The following is a 22,385-nucleotide window of genomic DNA, read 5'->3' on the forward strand; positions in this document are numbered from 1 at the left end:
AAGCTCAGGAGCAGGAAGATCAGCGTCTTGAGCAGCTCAACCTGTTTGAATAGCGGCTGCCTTCAGGCAGCTCAAGTTGTTTAACCGCTTTGAGCGGTTCAGAATCTCAAGCCACCGGCTTTGCCGGTGGTACTTGACTCACCAGTCTATGCTAGACACACCTAATGTGCAACTCTTTTGAGTTGATCTATATAGAGCAACCACGCCATCCAAGTCAAGTGGAGGCCTCCAAACCGAACCGCTGAGTAAAAAATACCCACCTGTTCCATCTGATTGAGTAAAAAGTATCCGATTCTTTCTGCGAAAAAATAATTCTCATTTTTAACGGCAAGATAAAATAAACGGCAGAATGCAATATTGCGGTACAGCTTCTTTTTTCAAGAGGTGCTGGCATGTTTTTTGCATAAGAAAAGTCAGCAATGTATGCAGCAGGATGAGCTGGGCATGGCGCGATGTCTTTATCACGGGCGGTTGCAGGAAGAAATCGCGAGGATGATGTTTTATTGCATGAGTTTGCGATAAAGTTGCAGGCGGTTGATTTTCAATCGCAGGTGCTGGAAGTAAAGAATCAAGGTCTTGCAGGGGAAAATCAGAGGCCCGCAGGAAAGAATCCAGAGGGCGCAGGAAAACTTACGCCTGCCGATTCTTTATGACGGGATACAGATGAAAAGAATCAGGAGGATGCGATCATGTTGACGAACAGTATTCCCAAAATAGGTGCAGAGATGGAGACCAGGATTACCGAGCTGGAAACAGTGATCGGCGAGTTAGACACGCTCAATGTGGATCGGACTGGGTTAGTCAATCTCAAGAGGAAGATTGCCGAGGCGGCGAGTAATTACATCGTGCAGGCGCGGGCGGTGGTCAAGGAGATTTTCGGCGAGGATTCTTCGGAATACGTTGACGACAGCCGATTCTTCACGGTGGGATGCAGATGAAAAGAATCAGGAGGATGCGATCATGCTGACGAACAGCATTCCCAAGCTGCTTCAAGAGGCGAGAGAGGTGGAGCAGGCTTTGGCGGCAATAGGTGCGGGGCTGCCGCCTGAAATTTCAGCTGCGGGGATGGAGGCCAGGATTGTTGAACTGGAAACAGCGGTCAGCGAGCTGGACACGCTCAATGCGAATCGGAAGCGGCTAGTCAACATCAAAGGGGAAAAGGCCGAGGCAGCGAGCGATTACATCGTGCAGGCGCGGGCAGTGGTCAAGGGAATCTTCGGTGCGGATTCTTCGGAATACGAAATGGTTGGCGGAACAAGGGCGAGCGAGCGGAGCAGGCCGAAGGCGAAGGAGAATGGGACGGCGTGAAGGGCGGCGTGGTAATGCGCAGGGGCGGAAGATTTTTCGCCCCTGCGTGGGGAATGTGCGGACAAAGAAATGTGTTGCGTTTTTATAACGATACTAGATTCATGTAGCAACGGAGGGATTATGAAGCTGACTATAAAAAGAGATCAATCTGCGAAAAAAGGTCTGTTTGGCGGGCACAAGGGTATGACCTTCAGCCTTTACTGCAAAGTGCAAATAAGCCAAGAAGAGCAGGAGTTAATAGATAAATACAAAGTAAACGATTATGTCTTGACATGGAGACAGGGGAACGACGAGAAAATCCCAGGAATTACAGCAAGTAGTTTAGTTCAAGGCCACGCAACAGAAGTGTGGGATGTAGCAACATTGTTAAACAACGAAGAAGTTATAAAAGAAGCATGTAGAGATTTTAAAGATCTACTGCTTGTTATGGCTACTTTTGGCGGCGAAGAGATAGTCGAAATCTAACAATGGAGGTTCAAAATGGCTTCTTCTTGTAAAGTATGTAATGGGCGAGGGTACATAACCTGTAAAAAATGCAACGGAAGGGGGGAGTGCGGCACTCCCAAAAAAAAGGTGCAGTCATTGCGATGGAACTGGAAAACTGAGATGTAATGTATGCAGCGGAACCGGTAAAGTTTGATCACCATGAAATAATATTTGCAGGATGCAAATCATCCTGCAAATAATCAGGAGGACATCCAACGAGTGACGCAGGTTATCTGAAGAAAGTCAAGGCGGACATTGCCAACAAAAAGGCTTTAGTTGCTGGATTACGCAGCAGACTGAGAAGCGAAAAAGATCCGAGAGAAAAAAGATCTACACAGGAAGAGATTCGGCGACAAGAACAGGAAATCCAAAACTTGGAAGTTCAACTACGAGCACAATAGCGAGGCGAGATAAGAACATGGGAAATAGCAACTTCTCCTTCAGGAAGGACTTCAGGAAGATAATGTGGAAAGAAACATTGTGGATTAACTTCCTTAGAAGCTTATTCGCTGGCCCTCTGATCATGATATTGATGATGCTTTCAGGACAGCCGTTTAGCCAGTCAGTAGCTTACTTGATATTTCCTGTAATGTATTTCGTTGGAGCACTACCTTTAGGTCTCTTTATGGCATTTTTAAACGACTTGGGCGTTCCACTCGTTTGGATATTTCCAGTAATATGTTCAGCTATGGTGGCGATTGGCGATCCTTTTGTATTCATACTACGTAAAATTAAGCCGTCAATCGTTCCTGTTTACAGATTCAATTTTATGAATTTTACACTCATCATATTTGTCTTAGAGACAGACCCTAAGCAATATATCAACTAAGACTCAAATGAGGAAAAATCATTTCCCTGAATTATATGCCGGATTCAGGGCTGTTTCTTTTCCACCTTGCCTGGCCTCTTTTCCATGCAGTACATTTGGTTAGCAAGAGCTTGCACAAATCAACCCGCTTTCTGGCAGGTTAATAATGCGCCTTCAATGAAAAAAACGGGGCAGGCTCCTTGCTTTTTTAGGCGTAAAAGGTAACTTACGGATTGCTGGAAACCTCAATGAGGAGGTTCCAAGGAAAACAGCAATGAGGAGGCAGCAGCCATGCAGACGCTTTCCATACCCTACAGCGATGATCTGTTAATTTCCACCGGCCAGTCAAAAGAGACGCTTGAGCAGCAGCTGCGGTTTCTTCTGGCGGTGAAACTGTTTGAGCTGGGCCGCCTTTCCTTGGGCAAGGCCGCCCAGCTCTGTGAAATGAGCAAGCTCTATTTCATGGAGGAAATAGGGAGGATGGGCATTCCTGCCATCAATCTTGATGACGGGCAGATTGAGGATGAGTTGCGGAATGCGTGATGTTGCCGCAGTTGCCGACAGCGGTCCGCTGATCGGTCTGGCTAAAATTGATCAGCTTGAACTACTGCCCGCCCTCTTTGCCAAGATTCTTGTGCCGCCGGAAGTATGGAACGAGGTGACTGTTCGCGGCAGGCATCTTCCCGGTGCAGACAAAGTGCGGGGAGCGGAATGGCTTGTCATCCAAGAGCCTGATCCGCAGTTGGTCAAGCCCTTGAGCATTCTGGTGGATGCGGGCGAGGCGCAGGCCATCGCATTGGCGCAGACCACAGAAGGCTGCACTGTCTTGCTGGATGATTCGCGGGCGAGAAAGATTGCCGAACGGCTGGGCATCAAGCAGATTGGCACGGTTGGGCTGCTGCTGCGGGCCAAGCGGCGAGGTTTGACAGAACGAATCAGGCCGCATCTTGAGGCATTGATTGCAAACGGGATTTACATCCGCAAAGAGCTGCTTGAGGCGGTGCTGAAGGAAGCGGAGGAATGATGGAGCTTATACGGCCAGCTGAATCTGGGCCGAAGCGGAAGAAAAGGTGCAGCCCTGAATCCCCTTGCTCAGGATTCAGGGCTGTTTCTTTTCCACCTTGTGTGATCGCGTGGTGTCATGCAAGCTTTCCCGCCTGCTGCAACGCCATATTCACAACCCGTTCGCTGATCCTGAACCGTTCTCTTTGCAGCTTCTCTATATGAATTCGCACCGATGCAATTAAATTTAACCGTTTTGCCGCGATCAAAATGCCGATCACACCCATGACGCTGAACCCCGCCCGCGCCGCGCTTTTTCTAGCTTTGTCCTCATCCAGCAGAATCAGGTCAGCCTGAAGCTCTTTCGCCAGCACAAGAACCTCCGCCTCGCCCTCTTCAAGCACCGTCATTAGAAAATGAACTTCCGTCCGGTCGCTGACCTGCTTCCGCAATATCCACGCGGCATTGTAGACAGCTTCCGCGCCCGGCCTCGGCCAGCCATCCTCCGTCACCTCACGAAACACCGCTTCAGGAACATAAATCTCCTGAAACATCTCTTTGATGAGAAAAAGACAGTCTATTTTGGACAGACCGATGAGAACAGTGGAGTCGCTGACAACAACTTTCATGACAGCAAAGCCTGCGCAACCTTATCCGCCGCAGCAAATTCGCTGGCCATCTCCTCTTCATCATAATCTATGACTGGAACATTGCTGCTGCTCATATACTCGATGAAATCCCATCTCGACATGTCGGCAAGCTCCGCCGCCTTTCCTGTGGACAAAAGTTTTGCTTGAAAGTATTTCAGCGCAAGGAGTTTTCTCGAATCGCTAACAAGCCTTTCCTTTGTCAGGCCAAAACTTGAAAGCGATGAATACAAATCTGTTGATATAGTTATGACAGCCTTGACTGTTTCCATTCTTTTTTCCCCTGATGAAAGTTCCGGTCTCAGATGCCGCCTCAACAGATACAGTCTAACTAAAGAGCAGCAGCGATAGCTCGGTTCAGCTCTTTGAGGCTAAAAGGCTTGGCTACGGCGGCCCGAAAGCCGTACTTCTTGTATTCAGCGAGCACTGGGTCGTTGGAGTAGCCACTGGCGACAATCAGCCGGGCTGCGGGGTCGTCCTTCAGGAGCAATTGCGCTGCCTCCTTGCCGCCCATGCCGCCAGGAATGGTCAGATCCATAATCACGAGATCAACAGGGCTGCCACTCTCTCGCAGCTGTTGGTAAGTGGTGATGGCTTCCTCGCCATCTGCCACCAGCACTGTTTCATGACCGAGAGAGCGGAGTTGAGCCTTGGCTAGCTCACGCAACATCCGGTCATCGTCCATCACCATGATCCTTGCGGCTTTTTTCTGGGTTGCTGCCTTTTCCTTGCCGATTTGAGCTGCCACTAGCTCGGCAGTCTGCGCCGCAGGCAGGTAAATAGAAAAGGTGGTTCCTTGGCCTAGCTCTGACTGTACAGTGATCCACCCGTCATGCTTCTTGATGACGAAATGACAGATCGCCAGACCAAGGCCATTCCCATCTGGTTTGGTGCTGAAATAGGGGTCAAAGATCTTGTCCATGATCTCTGGGGCAATACCAGAGCCGAAATCCTGGATGGTAATGCAGACAAACTGGCCCTGGTGCAGGCTGGTCGGCATAGCAATCTCTGTTGTGCCTTCGACATTGGTGCAGGCAATCTGGATTTTGCCGCCTTTCGGCATGGCGTGCTTGGCATTGAGAATGATGTTCTGAATCACCTGGCTGATCTGGCCGCTATCGGCATTGATCAGCCAGAGATTGTCGGCAATGCTGTATTCGCAGGAGACATGAGAGCCGTGCAGGACGAAATCTGCCGATTCTTGCACCAACTCAGACAAGTCTGTGGTCTCCTTAACCGGCTCGCCGCCCTTGGCAAAGATTAAGAGTTGCCGGGTTAGCTTTGCTGCTCGGCCAGCAGCCTTTTGCGCATCCATGAGCAAAGCTGCGGTCTGCTTGTCCTCGGCATTGATGCGGGAGCCTGCCAGTTCAATATTGCCGAGAATGGCGGTGAGGATGTTATTGAAGTCATGGGCGATGCCAGCAGCAAGCAGACCAACTGACTCTAGCTTCTTAATCTTGATCATCTCCTCAATCATCCGCCGCTCATTAGTTACATCGCGGAAAACGATCACCGTGCCGATGATCAAACTCTCTCGATCACGAATCGGGGCGCAGCTATCAGCAATACTCAAGCGACTACCGTCCTTGCGGATCAAGGCCGTGTGGTTATCGAGATTAACCAGCTTGCCCTGTTCCAGCACCTTGCGGACTGGGTCGGCACAGGCTGCCCCAGTTTTTTCGCAGACGATCCTGAACACTTCAGCAGAAGGCCTGCCTGCAACCTCAGCGAAGCTCCAGCCGGTAAGCTGTTCGGCCATCTTGTTTAAATAGCTGATCTTGCCGCAGACATCCGTGGCAATCACGCCGTCGCCAATGGAATGAAGGGTGACGCTCAACCGCTCTCGTTCTTCCTCTACCTCCCGTTCTGCTTTTTTCAGACTTGTGATGTTTCGGCAGATGCCGATCAGCCCAAGTAGGCCGCCATCAGGGCCGATGTAAGGACTTTTCAGGACATCAAACAGAGCTGTACTGCCGTCTGGGCAGATGACGGTCTCTTCGCTGCGCTCTGCTGTGCATTCGGCCAGCATTACCTCATCCCGACTATGGAAGGCGGCGGCCAGCTGCGGCGGCAGTACGGCCTCATCTGTTCTGCCTAAGATGTCTTGCTCGCCTTTATCCACAAACTGGGCAAAGGCCTGGTTGCAGCCAAGATACCGGTTCTCTAAATTTTTGAAATAGATTGGATCTGGGATCGAATCGAGCAAGGCCTCCAGCATGGTTTTCTGGTGGCGGAGCTTTTTCTGGGTGTTCTTCAGTTTAAGATGTGTGCTGATTCGGGCCAGCACTTCGGCCTGCTGGAAGGGCTTCGTGATATAATCAACCCCGCCGACCGCAAAGCCCTTGATCTTGTCCTCAACGCTGTTCAGGGCAGTCATGAAGATGATAGGAAAGTCAGTTAGTGCCTGTTGTTCCTTGATCAGGCGGCAGGTCTCAAAGCCGTCCATCTCTGGCATCAGCACATCGAGGAGAATAATGTCAGGAGTAAAATGGCAAAGTGCCTCTAAGGCTTGCCCGCCGCTCTGGAGGACGCGGAGATCAAAGTCCTGATTCTGAAGAAAGGAGAGGAGAATTTTCAGGCTGGCTGGCTGGTCATCCACAATCAGGATGAGGTCTTTTGTGCGGTCGCTCATTTACTCGGTGCGGGTCTTGTGGTGGTCGGCCAGACTGACGATCTGGTTGAGCTGGAAATTCTCGGCAAGCTCCTCGATCTTGGCCGCAAAGGGCTTGTAGCGGCCTGTGTCGATCTCGGCTAACCAAGCAGCCTTACGCAGTAGTCCTGCGATGTCGCCGGTGCGGGCCAAGGCCGCCAGATCAGCCAGCACTTCTGCGGTCGGCCAGGCCCAGTCTGGGATGTCCGGGGCAGTCTCCTCTGGCCACGCCAGAGGGATGGAAAGCTGGGCTGCAATCACGGCCAGCAGGTCGATAGAGGAGAAAGGCCGGACAATGCAGGCCGCAAATTTTTCAGTCTGCCCACTCTGCTCTGCATCCTCAGGCGCAGCTACTGCGATCACCGGGATGTCCTTCAGCTCAGGATGCTGCCGGAGCTGGCCACTCAGCGATATGCTGCCCATCTCTGGCAGGCGAAAATCAAGCAGCACTGCGTCAGGCCGGAACTGCTCGCAGGCTTCAGCGATACGACTCCGTTCGGCCAGTTCGTGAATCTGAAAGCCCGCGTTCTCGAGGATATTACGCAGTACAGCCCGATGGACGGCCTTGTCATCGACGATCAGGATTTTCTTGTGACTACAGAACTCGGTAGGGATATCAGCAACGCTTCCACTGCGCAGTACCCGCACCTCAACGCTGAAGAAGAAGCGACTGCCTGGCCCTTCACCCAGTGGCGGATTTTCGCAGAGCGGGCTGATCACGTGCAACTCACCTCCCATCAAGCGGACGAGCGTGCGGCTGATCGCCAAGCCCAAGCCAGAGCCTTCAGAATATTGAAGCCGTTCGCCGCCCTGCCGGAAGGGTTCAAAAATCTTCTTCTGCATGTCTGGGGCAATGCCTACGCCACTGTCCTCAACAAGCACGGTCAGCACAGCCCCGTCGCGGCTAATCGCTTTGGCTTGCACTTTGAGCGTACAATGGCCTTGCCGCGTGAACTTGACCGCATTGGAGAGCAAGTTGAGCAGAACTTGGCGCAACCGCAACTCATCTGCCTCAATCACCGCAGGCAGAGAGGCATCCGGCTCATAAATCAGCTCAATCTTCTTCAGCTGCGCCCGGCCTCGAACGATCTCCGCAATGCCGTTGAGGAAAGGCGGCAAGCGGAACTCCCGCGTTACCAACTCCATCTTGCCTGCCTCAATCCTAGAAAGGTCGAGGATGTCGTTGATCAGCATCAGCAGATGCTCGCCAGACTTGTGAATCGTGCGGATACTGTTGAGCTGTTTCGTTGTCAGACTCGGATCGCCAGAAAGAATTTGCGTGTAGCCCAGCACTGCGTTGAGCGGGGTGCGCAACTCATGGCTCATGTTAGCGAGAAAAACCGACTTGGCATGGTTAGCTGCCTCAGCCTGTTCTTTTGCTGCCAGGAGCTGCTGTTCAGCCAGCTTACGGGCGTTGATGTCAAGCAGAATGCCTGCGGCTCGCAGCGGCCTACCCTCAGGATCCCGCTTAAAGACCCGGCCTGCACCCAATGCCCAAACCCACTGGCCAGACTTGTGTCGGAGGCAATGTTCGGCGGTGAAGAGCGGAGTGCGGCCTTCGAGATGATCATTCATCTGCTGCATGACCTGCTCTTTGTCTGGCGGATACAAGGCGTTCTCCCAGGTGGCAACATGCTGGGCTATCTCCCCCAGCTGGTATCCAAGAATTTCTGCCCACCGCTCATTGAAGACTACTTCGCCGGTTGCAATATTCCAGTCCCAAGTTCCGAGACTGGCCCCGCTGACCGTCACAGCTAGCCGCTCATTGCTTTCTCGCAGAGCCTCTTCTGCCTTTCTTCGTTCAGTTATATCATGAATGATCGAGTAGAGCAATGTTCGCCCGCCGTTTTGCAACGGGCTGGAATAGACCTCCACATCGCGCAGCTCGCCAGAGGCCAAACGGTGCCGGAACTGGAAGTGAAGCTGCTCTTTTTCCGTCGCCCTCACCATCACGGCCTGCGCTTCAGCAGGTGGCAGCAGGTTGATATCCGTGATCCGCATGGACAACAAGGCAGCAAGACTGTAGCCGTAATAACGACAGGCCGCCTCGTTGGCCTCTTCAATCCGGCCGTTTATTGGATCAACGATCAGCTTGATCGCGGTGTTGGTCTCAAAGGTCTGCCGATAGCGGTGCTCGCTTTCTCGTAACAGCTCCTCCTGGAGTTTGAGGGCGGTGATGTCGTGCGCACTCATGACGATGCCGCTGACTTGGCCGCTGTCAGAGGCATAGGGATAATACGAGACATTCAGGTGCCGCCTGCCTGCTGGCGGAAAGTCGAACCAGGCTTGATAATGAATTTCCTCGCCTGCGAGACAACGCTCCAGCTTCTCTTGCATGGCCTGCAACTGATAATCCGGGCCGTGCAGCTCGGCGATGCTGCTGCCGATGATTTTCTGGCGCGGCTTACGGAAGGCTTTCACATAGGCGGTGTTCACAGCCTGATAAACCAGGTTGCAGTCCGCAAAGGCCATCAGGTCATCAGTGGCCGAGATGATCTGCTCATAGCGCCGGAGCAGTTCACCCGTCTGCTTGCGCGCCGTGATGTCTTCTTTGGTGGCAACGAATTTGCTGACGATGGAGTTAGAGTAGATTGGGGCAATGACAATGGCTTCCCAGAAGAGGGCACCGTTTTTCGCCCGGTTCAAGAGTTCGCCCTTCCAGACTTTACCTTGCAGGATCGTCTGCCACATTTCCCGATAAACGAGCGACGGCGTTTGGCCAGACTGGAAAATGCTGGTTGAACGGCCTATAAGCTCTTCTGCACTGTAACCAGTCATGCGCTCAGCAGCTGCATTGACATAACCAATCCGTCCTCTGGTGTCAGTGATCACCACGGCAGACGGACTTTGCTCCACAGCTGCTGACAAGAGCTGTACTTGCCGGTTGTGCTGGCGGATTAACCCGGCCATGCCGTTAAAAGTTCTCGCCAGAGCGGAGAAATCCGCTGTTTTACACTTTTCTTCTAAGGGCTGCCAATCGTCATCATCAATGCTCTTGAGGCGGGCAATCACCTCAGCGATAGGATCAGAGACGGCATAGCGGACAAACAGATTGGCAATGGGGATAAAGAGGGCAAAGGCAAAGGCAAACACGATCAACATGGCGATGCCGAGCAAGCCATTCTCTTTAAAGAGGGATTGCTCTACGCCAAGTAGGATCGCGGCTTGGTTGCCGTCTGCCAGGGGCAGTCGTGCGCCGTGCACCATCATGCCATGTGCGTGGCTAATCGGGCTACCGTACCAGGCTTCGCTTGCACTATTCAACAGCGGCAGTGAATTCGGGAGCGTGCCAGGGCAAAGCGATCTGCCGTCGGTAGTAAGCATCTTGTCTGGCAACAGGATCTGAATATGCAGGCCGCTTTGCAGGGCGGCAGAGTTAATCAGCTCCTGAGTAAGACTCGCTGCTGGCACAGGCTGCTCTGGCATCTGGAGTGCTTGCTCGAGGACGAAAAAGCCGCGTCGGATTTGCTGGCGCGCCAGCTCGTCCTCCTGCCGTCCAGCGAGCAGACTGAAGACGCAATAGAGCAGGAGCAGTACCGCAGCCATTGTGCAGGCTCCGAAAAAAACTATTTGATCCCGCAGCTTCAAATAACTGCAGGGATCTAAAAGCAGGTTGAGCATTCCAGGCTGCGGTCCTTGGCAAAGAAGAGGAAAGAAAGGTATAATTTTTTGTATTATAACCTATAAGGCGAATGTAAGTCAAATTTTTTGAATAAGATCCAGCAAAAGATGGGCCGCACTCTTCCGGGTGAAGAGGGGACGAAGCTGGATAAGGGAAAGACAGAGCGAGAACTGCAAGGGACAGGCGGCGGTGGGCAGTTGAGGCCCTTTCAGCAGGTTGCTGAAGTGGCGGCATTGCTCTTCAAGGAGCGCGGCAACCACAGCGGCGAGGAGGCAACGCTCTCCTCTGGCAAAACGCACCTTTTTTACTCGGTAGGAAAGGAGTTGTACTCGGCCAAACTCCTTTGTAAGTCAGCCAAACTCCTTTCCGGCTTACTCAAACTCCTTTGTTACTCGGCAAGACTCCTTTTCTGCCGAGCCGGACTCCTTTCTAGGTCGGCAGAACTCCTCTGCGGCTTGGCCAAACTCCTTTACTAGTCGGCAAGACTCCTTTGTAACCGAGCCGGACTCCTTTCTTGCCGAGTACAACTCCTCTCCAAGTAGGCAGAACTCCTTTGCGGCCAAGCCGAACTCCTTTCTTACCGAGGACAATTCGAGCTGAATTTCAGCTGAGGAGTTGCTCAAGAGGTCTCTGTTCAATCAACCCTGCACAAATCGCTGCAAGGCAGCCTTGGCCTGCTGTGCTCCGGCCTGGGTAAGCATGAGGTTGATAAGATGATCCAATTGCTCCTGAGTTGGTGGCTTTTCCTGGTACTGCTCGGCCATATTGACGATCAAGTCTGCATCATAAAGCACCTTGAAGTTGACCGTCTCTGACTCGCGGGGCGTGTGATGATGGCTGATAATGTCGCAGACCTCATCAATCAGCTCTGGCTTGGCCCGTAATCCCTGGAGCAGCTCTTTGGCCACGGGCGGCCCTTCGCTGTGCTGATAGCGGGCGGCAGAGGAGTTGAATTTGCGTTCCGCCTCCTTGATCCCGATGTCATGCAGATAGGCGCACGCCATGATCACCTGCATGTCGCCGCCCTGCTCTGCCTTGCCAATGATCTCGGCCTGCTCGGCAACTGCCTCAGCATGGTGGATGCGGCGGTTGTCGCTGCCGAAATACTTGCGTAGAGCGGTTGCCACCTTGTCCTTAAACAGCTCACCCTGAGCCGCAGCCAGTTCTGGAGGCAAAGCACCTAAGCACTGTTCCGCATAAGGGCAATACGCTGCGCAGCCAAAGTCCATCTTCGGATTAAAGACCTGCGTACCGCAGTTGCGACACCGTTGCCGACTATCGTCCTTGAAGAACTCTACTGATTGTCCGCAGGCAGGACACTTGCTCTCAAATACATCCTCGCCGCTCCAGTAGCGACTGTCTTGTCCAGGGCATTGCATGATCTATGCCTCCGTTGGCTCTAGGTAGGGAAGCAAGGGCGAACCTAGGGATTCGCCCTTACAGCCTGTCGATTACCCCAATATCGCCTTTAAGTCTTCTTCTGGCGTAGCCGCAATGGGTTTGATGTTGAAAGTAGCGACCAGAAAGGCAAGCACTGCCGGGCTGATGAAGGCAGGGAGCGTTGGCCCTAAGCGAATATCCTTAATTCCCAGCGAGAGCAGGGAGAGCAGGATAGCGGCGGCCTTTTGTTCGTACCAAGAGATAATCATCGACAGCGGCAGCTCATTTACGCCACAGCCAAAGGCGGCAGCCAAGGCCAGGGCAATCTGCACCGCAGAGTAGGCATCGTTGCACTGCCCTACATCCAGCAGGCGCGGGATGCCGCCAATATCACCCAGCTGCTTGTCAAAGAAGCGGAACTTGCCGCAGGCGAGGGTCAGGACTACACAGTCCGCAGGCACCTGCTCAACAAAGCGGGTGAAGTAGTCGCGGCCTGGTTTGGCTCCGTCGCAGCCGCCAACTAAGAAGAAGTGGCGGATCTGCTTGTTCTTCACCGCCTCGATGACCTTATCCGCTACCCCAAGCACGGCGTTGCGGGCAAAGCCCACCAACACAGTGCCTCTGTCCACATTCTCCTGCCAGCCGTCCATCGCCAAGGCTTTCTCAATCACCGGGCTAAAGTCCTTGCCGTCTATGTGCTTCACGCCTGGCCAACCAACCAGACCGGTGGTAAAGATGCGGTCTTGATAGTCCTCGCGGGGCTTCTGGATGCAGTTTGTGGTGAAGAGCACCGGCCCAGGGAAGTAAGGGAACTCTTTGTGCTGGTTCTGCCAGGCTGTGCCGTAATGCCCATAGAAATGCGGGTACTTCTTTAGTTCAGGGTAGCCGTGCGTGGGCAGCATCTCGCCGTGGGTGTAGATATCAATGCCTTTGCCTTTGGTCTGCTGGAGCAACAGATCTAAGTCGCGCAGATCATGCCCTGTGACCAGGATACACTTATTCTTGCGATGACCGAGCGGCACTGCCGTGGGCACTGGATGCCCATAAGTGCCGGTGTTGCCTGCGTCAAGCAGCTCCATTGCCCGCAGATTGATGGCTCCAGCCTTCATGGCCACCGGCACGCATTGCTCAATGGTCAGCCCTTGCATGAGCAGCGCGGTCAGGGCTTCGTACATGAAGCCCCCGATAGCTGGATCCTCTTGGCCAAGAATGGCCGCGTGGTCAGCATAAGCGGCAATGCCTTTCAGACCATACAGCAAGGTCTGCTTGAGGGAACGGATGTTCTCGTCGTTATCCAAGGTGGGAATGAACTGGAGGGCTGCACCCTGCGCAGCCAGGCCCGCAACCGTATCCGCAGGCTGGAAGGAAGCTGCTGGGTGGCAGAAGTCCACTTTGCCGCCTGCTGCCGCGACCTGCGCTTTCAGTTCCTCGCGCAGCTCTACTGTCCTGCCGATCAAGACCGCAAAGCGATCAGGGTCGAAGTTGACGTTGGTGAGGGTCGAGAACACGGCTTTCATCACAAAGCGGTCGATGTCCTGATCCAGCTTCCCTAGCCGCCGCGACTCCCTGGCAAAGAAGGCAAGGCCGCAAAGGGCATAGATCAAGACATCCTCGATGTCAGCCAGTTCATTGTTCTTGCCGCAGACCCCTGCCGTAGTACAGCCAGTGCCTTTAGCGGTTTGTTCACATTGATTGCAATACATGGTTATTCGTCTCCTCCACGAGTTGTTGTATACAGAATACGGAATTCTTCACGAGTAATAGTGTAGCCCTAATACGCCCCCTTTCCCTTGATCTATGTCAAGCAAACCAAAATAAGGCAGGCAACGAGGACACAGCAAAACAGGCACTGACCTGCTCTGCGAAAAAGCACTCTAGTGCCTTTATCACGAGCACTCTAGTGGCCGTCTGACGAGCACTAGAGTGGCCTTGCCGGAGCACTAGAGTGCCTTTGTCACGAGCACCCTAGTGGCTGTCTGACGAGCACTAGAGTGCTCGTCTGGAAAGCACTCTAGTGCCTTTTATAAGAGCACCCTAGTGCTCATCTAAAAACTACTCTGGTGCTTGTCGAACGATCACCCAAGTGAGTGGCCAACCAGGATGGAAATATGCTCAGGAACAGCAAGTTGCTGATAGAATCCTTGCGCACAATGAAGGCAAACAGGCTCCTATGAGCTACCGGCCTTTCTTGGATGGAGTTATTGGCTTGTGGGGTGGCGGTGGGGCGTAGCCCTTGTTGCCTTGCTTGCCTGGCGGCGAATTCGGACGAGACGGAGTTGGACGCTGTTGCGGGGTTGTGGGGGACTTCTTTTCGCTCATTTGATGCTCCTTTTGATGAGAGTAAGGGGACAGCACAGGGCTGTCAGGCTGCATCGCTTATACTTTGGCAGGAAAACAAGAACTATACCGCAGCAGGAAAGGAGCGCAAGGAAATTAACACCCGATATCTCCTTGCGGTTGTCTCTTAAGCTACTGAATATAACCTTGCTCTGCCAGGTAGAGGAAAATCTCCTGCACTGCCTCTGCCGGAGTCATCTTGGAGGTGTCGATCACAATCTCTGGGTGGGATGGGGGAATGTAGGGGTCAGAGATACCGGTCACACCTTTGACCAGACCGGCCCGTGCCTTCGCATATAAGCCTTTGCGGTCACGGTGCTCGCAGACTTCGAGTGGCGTAGCTACATGCACCTCAATATAGCCGCCGTAGCGACTGATCAGCCGCCGGTTCTCTTGCCGAGACTCCTCGTAAGGGGCAATAGGCGCACAGAGGGCGATCCCACCGTTCTTAGTAATCTCGCTGGCTACATAACCAATCCTGGTGATATTCAGATTACGGTGCTCCTTGGAGAAGGTCAACTCTGACGATAGGTTCTTGCGGACGATATCGCCATCGAGGAGGGTAACAGGTCGGTCGCGCATCTCCATAAAGCGTACCATCAAAACCTTGGCAATGGTGGATTTGCCAGAGCCAGACAGGCCAGTCATGAATACGGTAAAGCCTTGCTTAGACCGAGGCGGGAAGGAACGCCGCAGCTCGGCTACCACACCAGGGAAGGAGAACCATTCTGGGATCTCCAAGCCCCATTCCAGCCGCCGCTTCAGCTCCTTAGAGGTGATGTTGCGCACGGTCTCATCTGCTACCTCGTCCAAATATACATAGCTGGCCCGCTCTTCCGCATAGCCCATTGCCCGCTCTGGTACCATCTCTATCCCAGTTTCAGGAGCGAGTGAAGCAACCAGCCGCTGTGCCTCTCCCAAGGGATAAAACAACTCCTCATCGGTGTCGGCAAATGGGTCGCCGTGATCTGCCGCGACCATGAAATGGCTGCACCCGTAGTTCTTGCGGATCAGAGCGTGCCAGAGTGCCTCCCTAGGCCCTGCGTGGCGTTCTGCCAGCGGGATGATCCCGAGCTGGATCATATTGGCCGGGAACTGGCGGACAACCTCCTGGTAGCAGTGGACATGCGTATAATGCTCTCGGCTGCCAGGATGATCCAGTCCCACCGCAGGCTGAAGGAAGATGGCTCCACCTGCTTTGCGGGCAGCAGCCAGGACCATCTCTCGGTGGGCACAGTGCAGGTATTCTTTGGTGTGAAAGCCTAGCACCCTACGCCAGCCCTGCTGCATGAAGCGGCGGCCTGTTTCTGCTGGGGTGAGGCGGAGTTCGCGGAAGTCGTAATGAATGGGCAGGGTCAGTCCTTCCAGCGTCCCACCGATATACCAGTCTTTAACCTGGGTGAAGAGGGCCTGTACGCCGGGATGCCGGTCTGCCTCTGTCGTGCCATACACCGCCTTGGCCTCGGCCTGCTTGTCGGGCTGCCAGATCTCACCCACGGTCAGCACAGCTAAGAGAAACCCCTCGCCGTCATTGAGGGCCACTCGGTCGCCTGGTTTTAGCTTGGCGGCAAAGGCTTCCTCCACATCCAAGCAGACTGGCAGCGGCCATATCTTGCCGTCGGCAAGGCGCATCTCCTGCACAACATGCTCGTAGTCATCACGACAGAGAAAGCCGGACAGCGGATAAAAGGCCCGGTTGAGCAGGGCTTCCAAGTCACAGAGCTGACGACGGTTCAAATCCCGTGAGGGCAGTTGCACGGCCTCAGCCCGTAGCTGTTCAGCCCGGCAGAAATGGACAAGGAGGCTTTCGGAATAAGGAGCAGAAGAGGAAGAAAAATTCAAAGTCATAAGTTTGGTGAGTTTAGAAAAATTTTACAGTAAAAAATATTGAACTTTTCCAGGAAAAGCTTTATCCTTTGGTATAAGGAGGAATCAGCTATTCGGTGTTGAAAAATTGCAGGTGTTTTTCCTATGAAACAACAGATTATCCATGAACCGCTCTGGCTGCCGTGCAAAAAATGAACCTCCGTGATGCCATTCATATCCTAATGCTGAGTCCCATCTACTTCTATCTACCAGTGCCTCAGCGGCTACTGCTGGCCAAAGAATACTGCCAAGCTGTCAACAGCATCGTTGTTTCTTCTGCCGTCCGCATCTGAATCCCTGTTCAGTTTGCTTTTCCCCCATTCGCCTCCCGTCGCAGGGGAGGCGTATCCGGCGGCTGCCATCCGGCAGTTAACTCATGCAGCTTGGCGTATTTGTACCAGGTGCCCTCGAAATTGCCCACCGCGATGACAAAACCTGGCCAGCCGTCGAGGATACCCTTTTTCAGAATATACATGTGGAAAAAGGACCACAGTCCCCGGCTAAGGGCAGTGAACATTCTCGCCTGTCGCCCACGCTGCTGGAGTTTCTTTGCTCCGAGCGTGGAGTAGCGATTGGCCTTGTGGGCTACCTCTTCCAGATTCTTGTAGGGAAACTGCCAGATCGATTGCTGGAGATATGCAGCAGGTTTATCAGAAACAACCTCGTATTCCTCATGCACTGGGTCATCGCCCTTGAAGCGCAGCGCACCCTTACGGAAGAGTTGAGGCTGGCGATAGTCAGGCCAAAAGCCGGAATGCTTGATCCAGCGGCCCATGAAAAAATTGCGCCGGGGTATGTAGTAAGCATCCGCCGGATTCGGCAGATCGATTGTGGCTAAGATCTCGTCTCGTGCTTCGGTGGTACAGCGCTCGTCGGCATCGAGTGAAAAGATCCAGTCATGCGTGCAGGCAGCCATAGCTTGATTGCGCAGGTCGCCGAAACCCCGGAATTCGATCTGCACCACCCGTGCACCCATTGCAGCGGCAATCTCGGCGGTGCTGTCCTTACTGAAGGAGTCGGCCAAGACAATCTCATCTGCCCAGAGCACCGAGTTGATAGCTGAACGGATTTTGTCCGCCTCATTCCAGGCGATTATATAGGCAGAAATTTTACTCATAACGCCCGTGGCCCTGCTGTCGGCGGTGTAGGACGTTTCGGTGCACCACCGCCTGCGAGCTGGATGACGATGTTGTCGGTCTTGCGCAGCCGCTTGGCCAAAGTTTTAAATAAATGCCGGGCGATGTCCGGGTATTTTTCCAGCAGCTCCTGTAATTTGTCGCCTGGATATTTTTTGATTTTGCTCCGGCCTACCGAAACTATGGAAGCATAGCGCGGCTCATCCAAGATGCAAGCCATTTCACCGAAATACTCACCTGGCTCAGTGATCTCGGCGATCTTTTTGCCCTGCTTCAGCACTGCCACCTTGCCTCGCACCAATTTGTAGAAATTACGGTCGTCCTGGTTGCCTTCCTGAATGATAATGTCGCCGTCCTCGTACTCCTCTACCGGCGGGCTGACCAGATAAGGCGGCAGAGTATCCTGATGGGCGACAGTGTTGCCCATCACCTCATCGAGGCTGGTCACCCCCTGGATGGCCTTCATGATTGCAGCCATGCGCAGGGTGTACATGCCCGACTGCATAGCCACCTTGCGCAACTGCTCTTCTGAGACCTGCGCCTGGATGGCCTGGGCAACTTCGCTGGTGACTTCCAGCAATTCAAAAAAGCCTACCCGGCCTTTGTAGCCGCGACCGTTGCAGATGGCGCAACCCTTGGGGCCGTAGAGCTGAAAGCCCTCTGCGTCGAGCTGCTCATCAGTGAAGCCTATCTCTTTCAGTTTCTCTCGTTCTACCGTGACCGGCTGCTTGCATTTAGCGCAGAGCCGTCTGCCTAGACGCTGGGCCAGCACCATAGTTAGCGAGCCTGCCAAGATGTAAGGAGGAATGCCGATATCCACCATACGGCTAACCGTAGCAATAGCATCGTTGGTGTGGAGGGTACTGAAAACTAAGTGACCGGTCATCGCCGCTTTCATGGCGATTTCGGCAGTGCTGATATCGCGGATCTCGCCGACCATGATGATATCAGGATCCTGGCGGAGAAAGGCTTTCAGGGCCGCCGGAAAGGTCATACCGACCTCAGTGTTGACGTTGACCTGACAGATGCCCTTGAAGTTGAACTCGACCGGGTCCTCGGCAGTTAGGATTTTAATATCCTCGCTGTTAAGCGAGTTAAGGGCCGAGTAAAGGGTAACGGTCTTACCTGAACCGGTGGGGCCGGTAACGAGCAGCAAACCTTGCGGGCGATTGAGACAGCGCTTGAGGGATTCAAAGGTATCTACTTCAAAGCCGAGCTTTGTCAGGTTGACGTTCAGCGAACTTTTGTCCAAAATACGGAGAACGATGCCCTCGCCGTGCAGAAGCGGCAAGGTAGAGACACGGAAATCAACCGCCTTGTTGCGGCCCAGCCGGATACTGATACGACCGTCCTGGGGGATCCGGCGTTCGGTGATGTTTAGGTTAGCCAGAATCTTCATTCGGGCGGAGAGCGCGTTCTTAATTGTCAGCGGCAGGTTCATAGACTTGAACAGGGTGCCGTCCTTACGGTAGCGCACCTGCATGGTCTTTTCAAAAGGTTCGATATGGATATCGCTGACCCCCTCTTGGACTGCCTTGACCAAGATGCCGTTCACCAGCTTAATAATCGGCGCATCGTTAGCGGAGAACTGGCTGAATTTGTCGTCTTCTTCGTTGCCGGAATCTTCAATCTCGAAGTCCTCGGCTGCGTCAGACACCAAGGCTCCCCAGTCCTCGACCTGCTCGACCTGCTCGACCTGCTCTTCCTCACCGCTGCCGAAAAAGGCTTTATACTCCTCGTCGCTAATTTTGTAATAGGTCTTATAGGCATCGACGATGTTCCGGGTCGTGGATACGCAGACATTGAGAGCCAGCTTAAGCGAATTCTGTAGCTCCTCTACCTCCATTGCATCAGTTGGCTCAGCCATCGTGATCTGGAGGGTGTCGCCAGCCAAGCGGAGCGGGAAGGCCAAATACTTTTTGGCCATCTCGTAAGGCATTAGCTTGAGCGCATCAGGACTCGGTGCTTCTTCGGCAATGTTGACCGCTGAATAGTTATGCTGCCTGCTTAAAAAGTTAACAATGGTGTCTTCTTCAATGATGCCGCTGTCAAGAAATATTTTCCCCAGTCGCTCCCCGGATTTTTTATGGATCACCTGGGCATTGGTAAACTCGGCGGCAGTAACATAGCCCGCCTTTTGGAGGAGTTCGCCGATCTTGAGCCTGCCTGCCCCTGACTGATCTTTGACCGTCCGTTTCAGAGCCGCTTTCTGATCTGCTGCTGCCACCGGTTTTTTGGACGGCGGGACTGCTGTTGTTTTTTTATTATTATCCATATCTTTTGAAGCGCAGAGTGAATGCGTATTTTCCTGAACAGTCTTGAGTGTATCTTACCGCAAAAAAAAAAGTGCCAAAAGAGATTTTCCCGTTTCAGTACCTTTTTTTGCCCTGTCTGAGGCAGGCGTAGGCAGACGGCAAGCAACCTACCCTGGAAATCTTCACAGCCAAGATCTTTTGGCGAGCCGAAAATAAAAATCCCCACCGCTTGCGGCGCAGTTAGAAAGAGGTTACGATTAGGCTCACAGGAGAGCTGCTTTACAAGATCTCTACACAGAGCAACCACTCTGACATACAAGATATTCTTGGCTAACTGTCTTGAGTAAAAGAGCGCATCTTCATGCTTAGAAAGCAGTTTGGCGCAGTTTCTGGATAAACAGGGAAAGATTACTGCTCGTTTGCCAAGGAGTTTGGCTCGGCAAGAGAGGAGTTCTGCCGACTTGCAAAGGAGTTATACTCAGCAGAAAAGGAGTTCGGCTTGGCCAAACTTCTTTCCTAATGAGCAACAAAGGAGTTTGGCCGACTATAACTCATTTCCAAGTCGGCAAGATTCCTTTGCGGCTAACCAAAACTCCTTTTCTGCTGAGTATAACTCCTTTGCAAGTCGACAGGACTTCTCTTTGACTAAGCCGAACTGCTTGGCAATCGAGCAAAAAAAGAATCACCAAAAGGATTTCACAGGTTGATGTGAAAGATTCAAGAAGCCAAATGCGATCGAATCGTATTATATACGCCTATTAAAACCTAGATCAACTCTTTAATCCATAAATGAAACTAGAAAAATATTTTTTTATTGTCGTATCTCTAGCATTGACTGCGATACTTTTTTTGAGTTACTGGAACCATTTTGATAATGGATTTCAATTTGATGATTACCACACAATAGTTCACAATGTTCATATTCGCAAAATATCAAATATTTATCATTTTTTTACTGATATTGAAACCTATGGAATAAACCCGGACAATAGGACATACAACCCTATTCTTGTTACGCTTAATGCAATTGATTTCTGGATAGGGGGCGAACTAAAGCCAAAAGTTTTTCATACATCAATCTTTTCAAGCTACTTAGTGCTTGGTGTGCTGCTGTATCTTCTCTTAAAGAGAATCTTTGATATATCCATAAATGACAAATGGAACTCCTGGTTTGCTCTTTTCTCAACCGCATTTTTCATGCAGCACACAGCGAACGCCGAGACGATAAATTATATAATAATGCGATCCGACTCATTTTCGACGCTCATGATTGTTGCGTCTTTTATTTTGTACTTCAACGACACAGCAAGATCTTTTCGCCTCCATTATATAACATTTCTTATTGGTTTAGGAACAAAAGCAACCGGCTTTATTTTCGCACCGCTTTTAGCTGCCTATATTCTGCTATTTGAAGAAAAAATGCCGCTATGGGGGCCTTTTCTGCTCACTAAAAATTTTAAGAGTACAGTTATTTTTATCAAAAAATCATTGCCGATACTTATTATAGCTACCTGTATTTTTTATCTTGAAAGAATCGCATTTAGACAAGGAAATCCACTGCCAGCGAGCGGCGCAGGCCTGTCTCGATCATTTGATTATTTTGTAACGCAATGGTATGTAATTGCTCATTACATTGGCAATTTTATTCTCCCCCTTGATTTGAGCGTTGATACCGATTTTTCTACTATAACCAATGTACTACAACGGAAAGTACTGCTGAGTTTAATGCTTCTCGTGGCAATGGCAGCAGCGGGATTTATTGCTTCAAGAAAACAGGAAACTCGCCCCATCGCCTTTGGCATCATCTGGTTTTTCTTTGCCTTGGCACCGACATCAAGCTTTATTCCATTTGGCCAGATAGCAAACGACCATCGCACATTTTTTCCGTATATAGGCTTGGTTATGGCGGCTGGCTGGTGGATTTCGCTAAAAATTATACAAATCAGGGATTCCGCTTCAGCAAGCAGAATGGCAATCCCAGCTATAGCTGCATTGTATTTACTGGTCATTGGCCTTCATACGTACGGCACATTTCAAAGAAATATTGTCTGGGGATCAGCAGAGCTATTATGGAAAGATGCAACTGTCAAAGCTCCTAATAATGCCAGAGTGCAGCTGAATTATGGCTTGACCCAGATGGAGAAAGGCAATTATAATGAAGCATTGATTCATTATAATAAGGCACTTGAGCTGTGGCCTAGGTGGTCGTATATCCATATCAATATGGGCATATTAAAAAATGCAATGGGAAATTCAGCTGAAGCAGAGCAGCATTTTAAAAAGGCACTTCAGTATCATCCGATGAATCCAAATTCGTATTACTACTACGTTGTTTTTCTTGATAATAAATCAAGGACAAAAGAAGCTTTTGATTTGATAGAAAGAGGAATAAAGATAAGTCCAAATTTTGACAGCTTCAATCAACTGCGTGACAATCTGAGACGCAAGCTGACATCATCAGAAGGAAGCACAAAGCCCGCTCTTCTTACCGACAAGCAGGTATCAGGCTATATCGATCTGAGCCTAATCTACTACAAAGCAGGAGATTTCAAAAAAAGCATTTCAGCATGTGAGAACGCTCTGAAATCGCGTCCTAATCATGTTGTTGCCTACAACAATATATGCAGCGCATACAATGCGATGTCCGAGTGGGAAAAAGCAAGAGATGCCTGTGAAAAAGCTCTGAAAATCAACCCAGATTATGAGCTAGCAAAAAACAATCTGCGTATAGCGATTGAAGGAAGCGAGAAGAGAAACTAGCCTCCCTTCAAGCCCGGTACACTCCACTTGATTATTCTGCTGCACCGGGCAAATCTTTTTGTTTTCAGCAGGCTAAACGCCTAGTATAATACAGCCGTATATTTCCTGCCGGAAATCTCCATTCCTTC

Annotated in this window: 20 protein-coding genes; 9 read left to right on the forward strand and 11 right to left on the reverse strand. The window is 51.7% G+C overall.

Going from position 1 to position 22,385, the window contains the following annotated elements; genetic code table 11:
- Positions 1 to 689 precede the first annotated feature (689 nt).
- The 6 genes from ACNKIB_RS09770 (at position 690) to ACNKIB_RS09795 (ending at position 3,626) form a co-directional block, all read left to right on the forward strand.
- On the forward strand, positions 690 to 938 hold the full coding sequence (locus tag ACNKIB_RS09770) for a hypothetical protein (protein WP_417910361.1): 249 nt from the start codon (positions 690 to 692) through the stop codon (positions 936 to 938).
- A 22-nt stretch (positions 939 to 960) separates the two neighbouring features.
- Positions 961 to 1,308 (forward strand): hypothetical protein, encoded by a 348-nt coding sequence (locus ACNKIB_RS09775; protein ID WP_417910362.1) that lies wholly within the window; start codon positions 961 to 963, stop codon positions 1,306 to 1,308.
- A gap of 120 nt (positions 1,309 to 1,428) precedes the next feature.
- On the forward strand, positions 1,429 to 1,773 hold the full coding sequence (locus ACNKIB_RS09780; protein ID WP_417910363.1) for a hypothetical protein: 345 nt from the start codon (positions 1,429 to 1,431) through the stop codon (positions 1,771 to 1,773).
- Between the two features lie 439 nt (positions 1,774 to 2,212).
- The gene (locus ACNKIB_RS09785) at positions 2,213 to 2,623 is read left to right on the forward strand and encodes a hypothetical protein (RefSeq protein ID WP_417910364.1); all 411 of its coding nucleotides are present in this window, start codon (positions 2,213 to 2,215) and stop codon (positions 2,621 to 2,623) included.
- A gap of 270 nt (positions 2,624 to 2,893) precedes the next feature.
- Positions 2,894 to 3,145, forward strand: a complete 252-nt coding sequence (locus ACNKIB_RS09790) for a UPF0175 family protein (protein WP_417910365.1) — start codon at positions 2,894 to 2,896, stop codon at positions 3,143 to 3,145.
- A complete protein-coding gene (locus ACNKIB_RS09795) occupies positions 3,126 to 3,626 on the forward strand; it encodes a DUF3368 domain-containing protein (RefSeq protein WP_417910366.1) in 501 nt (166 codons plus the stop codon). The genes ACNKIB_RS09790 and ACNKIB_RS09795 overlap by 20 nt, the downstream gene beginning before the upstream one ends.
- Positions 3,627 to 3,741: 115 nt before the next feature.
- On the opposite strand, the gene ACNKIB_RS09800 is transcribed toward ACNKIB_RS09795, so the two are convergent.
- From ACNKIB_RS09800 to ACNKIB_RS09815, 4 genes are read right to left on the reverse strand one after another with little or no spacing between them, the layout of a single operon-like run.
- On the reverse strand, positions 3,742 to 4,233 hold the full coding sequence (locus ACNKIB_RS09800) for a DUF3368 domain-containing protein (protein ID WP_417910367.1): 492 nt from the start codon (positions 4,231 to 4,233) through the stop codon (positions 3,742 to 3,744).
- A complete protein-coding gene (locus ACNKIB_RS09805; protein ID WP_417910459.1) occupies positions 4,230 to 4,523 on the reverse strand; it encodes a UPF0175 family protein in 294 nt (97 codons plus the stop codon). Before ACNKIB_RS09805 ends, ACNKIB_RS09800 begins: the two co-directional genes overlap by 4 nt.
- A 59-nt stretch (positions 4,524 to 4,582) precedes the next feature.
- Entirely contained in the window at positions 4,583 to 6,883 is a 2,301-nt protein-coding gene (locus ACNKIB_RS09810; RefSeq protein ID WP_417910368.1) for a response regulator, read from the reverse strand.
- Entirely contained in the window at positions 6,884 to 10,447 is a 3,564-nt protein-coding gene (locus tag ACNKIB_RS09815; RefSeq protein ID WP_417910369.1) for a PAS domain S-box protein, read from the reverse strand.
- 183 nt (positions 10,448 to 10,630) lie between these two features.
- On the opposite strand from ACNKIB_RS09815, the gene ACNKIB_RS09820 reads away from it, so the two are divergent.
- Complete coding sequence (locus ACNKIB_RS09820; protein ID WP_417910370.1) at positions 10,631 to 10,999, forward strand: hypothetical protein; 369 nt, start codon at positions 10,631 to 10,633, stop codon at positions 10,997 to 10,999.
- On the opposite strand, the gene ACNKIB_RS09825 is transcribed toward ACNKIB_RS09820, so the two are convergent.
- From ACNKIB_RS09825 to ACNKIB_RS09845, 5 genes are all read right to left on the reverse strand, one after another.
- Positions 10,895 to 11,161: a hypothetical protein gene (locus tag ACNKIB_RS09825; RefSeq protein WP_417910371.1), complete on the reverse strand. Its 267-nt coding sequence runs from the start codon at positions 11,159 to 11,161 to the stop codon at positions 10,895 to 10,897. The two genes, ACNKIB_RS09820 and ACNKIB_RS09825, sit on opposite strands and share 105 nt — an antisense overlap.
- Positions 11,162 to 11,902, reverse strand: coding sequence for an HD domain-containing protein (locus ACNKIB_RS09830; protein ID WP_417910372.1), 741 nt, complete (start codon positions 11,900 to 11,902; stop codon positions 11,162 to 11,164).
- Between the two features lie 72 nt (positions 11,903 to 11,974).
- Complete coding sequence (hcp, locus tag ACNKIB_RS09835) at positions 11,975 to 13,606, reverse strand: hydroxylamine reductase (RefSeq protein WP_417910373.1); 1,632 nt, start codon at positions 13,604 to 13,606, stop codon at positions 11,975 to 11,977.
- Positions 13,607 to 14,078: 472 nt separating this feature from the next.
- Positions 14,079 to 14,222: a hypothetical protein gene (locus ACNKIB_RS09840; RefSeq protein WP_417910374.1), complete on the reverse strand. Its 144-nt coding sequence runs from the start codon at positions 14,220 to 14,222 to the stop codon at positions 14,079 to 14,081.
- Positions 14,223 to 14,372: 150 nt separating this feature from the next.
- Positions 14,373 to 16,088, reverse strand: a complete 1,716-nt coding sequence (locus ACNKIB_RS09845; protein ID WP_417910375.1) for a bifunctional sulfate adenylyltransferase/adenylylsulfate kinase — start codon at positions 16,086 to 16,088, stop codon at positions 14,373 to 14,375.
- Positions 16,089 to 16,258: 170 nt separating this feature from the next.
- Here ACNKIB_RS09845 and ACNKIB_RS09850 point away from each other — a divergent pair, with 170 nt between their 5' ends.
- Positions 16,259 to 16,399: a hypothetical protein gene (locus ACNKIB_RS09850; RefSeq protein ID WP_417910376.1), complete on the forward strand. Its 141-nt coding sequence runs from the start codon at positions 16,259 to 16,261 to the stop codon at positions 16,397 to 16,399.
- An 8-nt stretch (positions 16,400 to 16,407) separates the two neighbouring features.
- Here ACNKIB_RS09850 and ACNKIB_RS09855 read toward each other — a convergent pair whose 3' ends face one another.
- Complete coding sequence (locus tag ACNKIB_RS09855) at positions 16,408 to 17,223, reverse strand: glycosyltransferase family 2 protein (RefSeq protein ID WP_417910377.1); 816 nt, start codon at positions 17,221 to 17,223, stop codon at positions 16,408 to 16,410.
- Positions 17,220 to 19,517, reverse strand: a complete 2,298-nt coding sequence (gene pilB, locus ACNKIB_RS09860; RefSeq protein ID WP_417910378.1) for a type IV-A pilus assembly ATPase PilB — start codon at positions 19,515 to 19,517, stop codon at positions 17,220 to 17,222. The genes ACNKIB_RS09855 and pilB overlap by 4 nt, the downstream gene beginning before the upstream one ends.
- A gap of 769 nt (positions 19,518 to 20,286) precedes the next feature.
- Between pilB and ACNKIB_RS09865 the strand changes: the two genes are divergently transcribed.
- Complete coding sequence (locus ACNKIB_RS09865) at positions 20,287 to 22,257, forward strand: tetratricopeptide repeat protein (protein WP_417910379.1); 1,971 nt, start codon at positions 20,287 to 20,289, stop codon at positions 22,255 to 22,257.
- The last annotated feature ends 128 nt before the right edge of the window (positions 22,258 to 22,385 follow it).

The organism is Candidatus Electronema sp. PJ, from assembly GCF_048287395.1.
Lineage (GTDB): Bacteria > Desulfobacterota > Desulfobulbia > Desulfobulbales > Desulfobulbaceae > Electronema.

Excerpts from the sequence above, each read along its gene's own strand:
- ACNKIB_RS09810 (WP_417910368.1), bottom strand. The coding sequence starts at position 6,883 with ATGAGCGACCGCACAAAAGACCTCATCCTGATTGTGGATGACCAGCCA.
- ACNKIB_RS09795 (WP_417910366.1), top strand. The coding sequence starts at position 3,126 with ATGAGTTGCGGAATGCGTGATGTTGCCGCAGTTGCCGACAGCGGTCCG.
- ACNKIB_RS09785 (WP_417910364.1), top strand. The coding sequence starts at position 2,213 with ATGGGAAATAGCAACTTCTCCTTCAGGAAGGACTTCAGGAAGATAATG.
- ACNKIB_RS09855 (WP_417910377.1), bottom strand. The coding sequence starts at position 17,223 with ATGAGTAAAATTTCTGCCTATATAATCGCCTGGAATGAGGCGGACAAA.
- ACNKIB_RS09805 (WP_417910459.1), bottom strand. The coding sequence starts at position 4,523 with ATGGAAACAGTCAAGGCTGTCATAACTATATCAACAGATTTGTATTCA.
- ACNKIB_RS09780 (WP_417910363.1), top strand. The coding sequence starts at position 1,429 with ATGAAGCTGACTATAAAAAGAGATCAATCTGCGAAAAAAGGTCTGTTT.
- hcp (WP_417910373.1), bottom strand. The coding sequence starts at position 13,606 with ATGTATTGCAATCAATGTGAACAAACCGCTAAAGGCACTGGCTGTACT.
- ACNKIB_RS09845 (WP_417910375.1), bottom strand. The coding sequence starts at position 16,088 with ATGACTTTGAATTTTTCTTCCTCTTCTGCTCCTTATTCCGAAAGCCTC.
- ACNKIB_RS09820 (WP_417910370.1), top strand. The coding sequence starts at position 10,631 with ATGGGCCGCACTCTTCCGGGTGAAGAGGGGACGAAGCTGGATAAGGGA.
- ACNKIB_RS09865 (WP_417910379.1), top strand. The coding sequence starts at position 20,287 with ATGAAACTAGAAAAATATTTTTTTATTGTCGTATCTCTAGCATTGACT.
- pilB (WP_417910378.1), bottom strand. The coding sequence starts at position 19,517 with ATGGATAATAATAAAAAAACAACAGCAGTCCCGCCGTCCAAAAAACCG.
- ACNKIB_RS09775 (WP_417910362.1), top strand. The coding sequence starts at position 961 with ATGCTGACGAACAGCATTCCCAAGCTGCTTCAAGAGGCGAGAGAGGTG.
- ACNKIB_RS09790 (WP_417910365.1), top strand. The coding sequence starts at position 2,894 with ATGCAGACGCTTTCCATACCCTACAGCGATGATCTGTTAATTTCCACC.
- ACNKIB_RS09850 (WP_417910376.1), top strand. The coding sequence starts at position 16,259 with ATGAACCTCCGTGATGCCATTCATATCCTAATGCTGAGTCCCATCTAC.
- ACNKIB_RS09840 (WP_417910374.1), bottom strand. The coding sequence starts at position 14,222 with ATGAGCGAAAAGAAGTCCCCCACAACCCCGCAACAGCGTCCAACTCCG.
- ACNKIB_RS09770 (WP_417910361.1), top strand. The coding sequence starts at position 690 with ATGTTGACGAACAGTATTCCCAAAATAGGTGCAGAGATGGAGACCAGG.
- ACNKIB_RS09815 (WP_417910369.1), bottom strand. The coding sequence starts at position 10,447 with ATGGCTGCGGTACTGCTCCTGCTCTATTGCGTCTTCAGTCTGCTCGCT.
- ACNKIB_RS09830 (WP_417910372.1), bottom strand. The coding sequence starts at position 11,902 with ATGCAATGCCCTGGACAAGACAGTCGCTACTGGAGCGGCGAGGATGTA.
- ACNKIB_RS09800 (WP_417910367.1), bottom strand. The coding sequence starts at position 4,233 with ATGAAAGTTGTTGTCAGCGACTCCACTGTTCTCATCGGTCTGTCCAAA.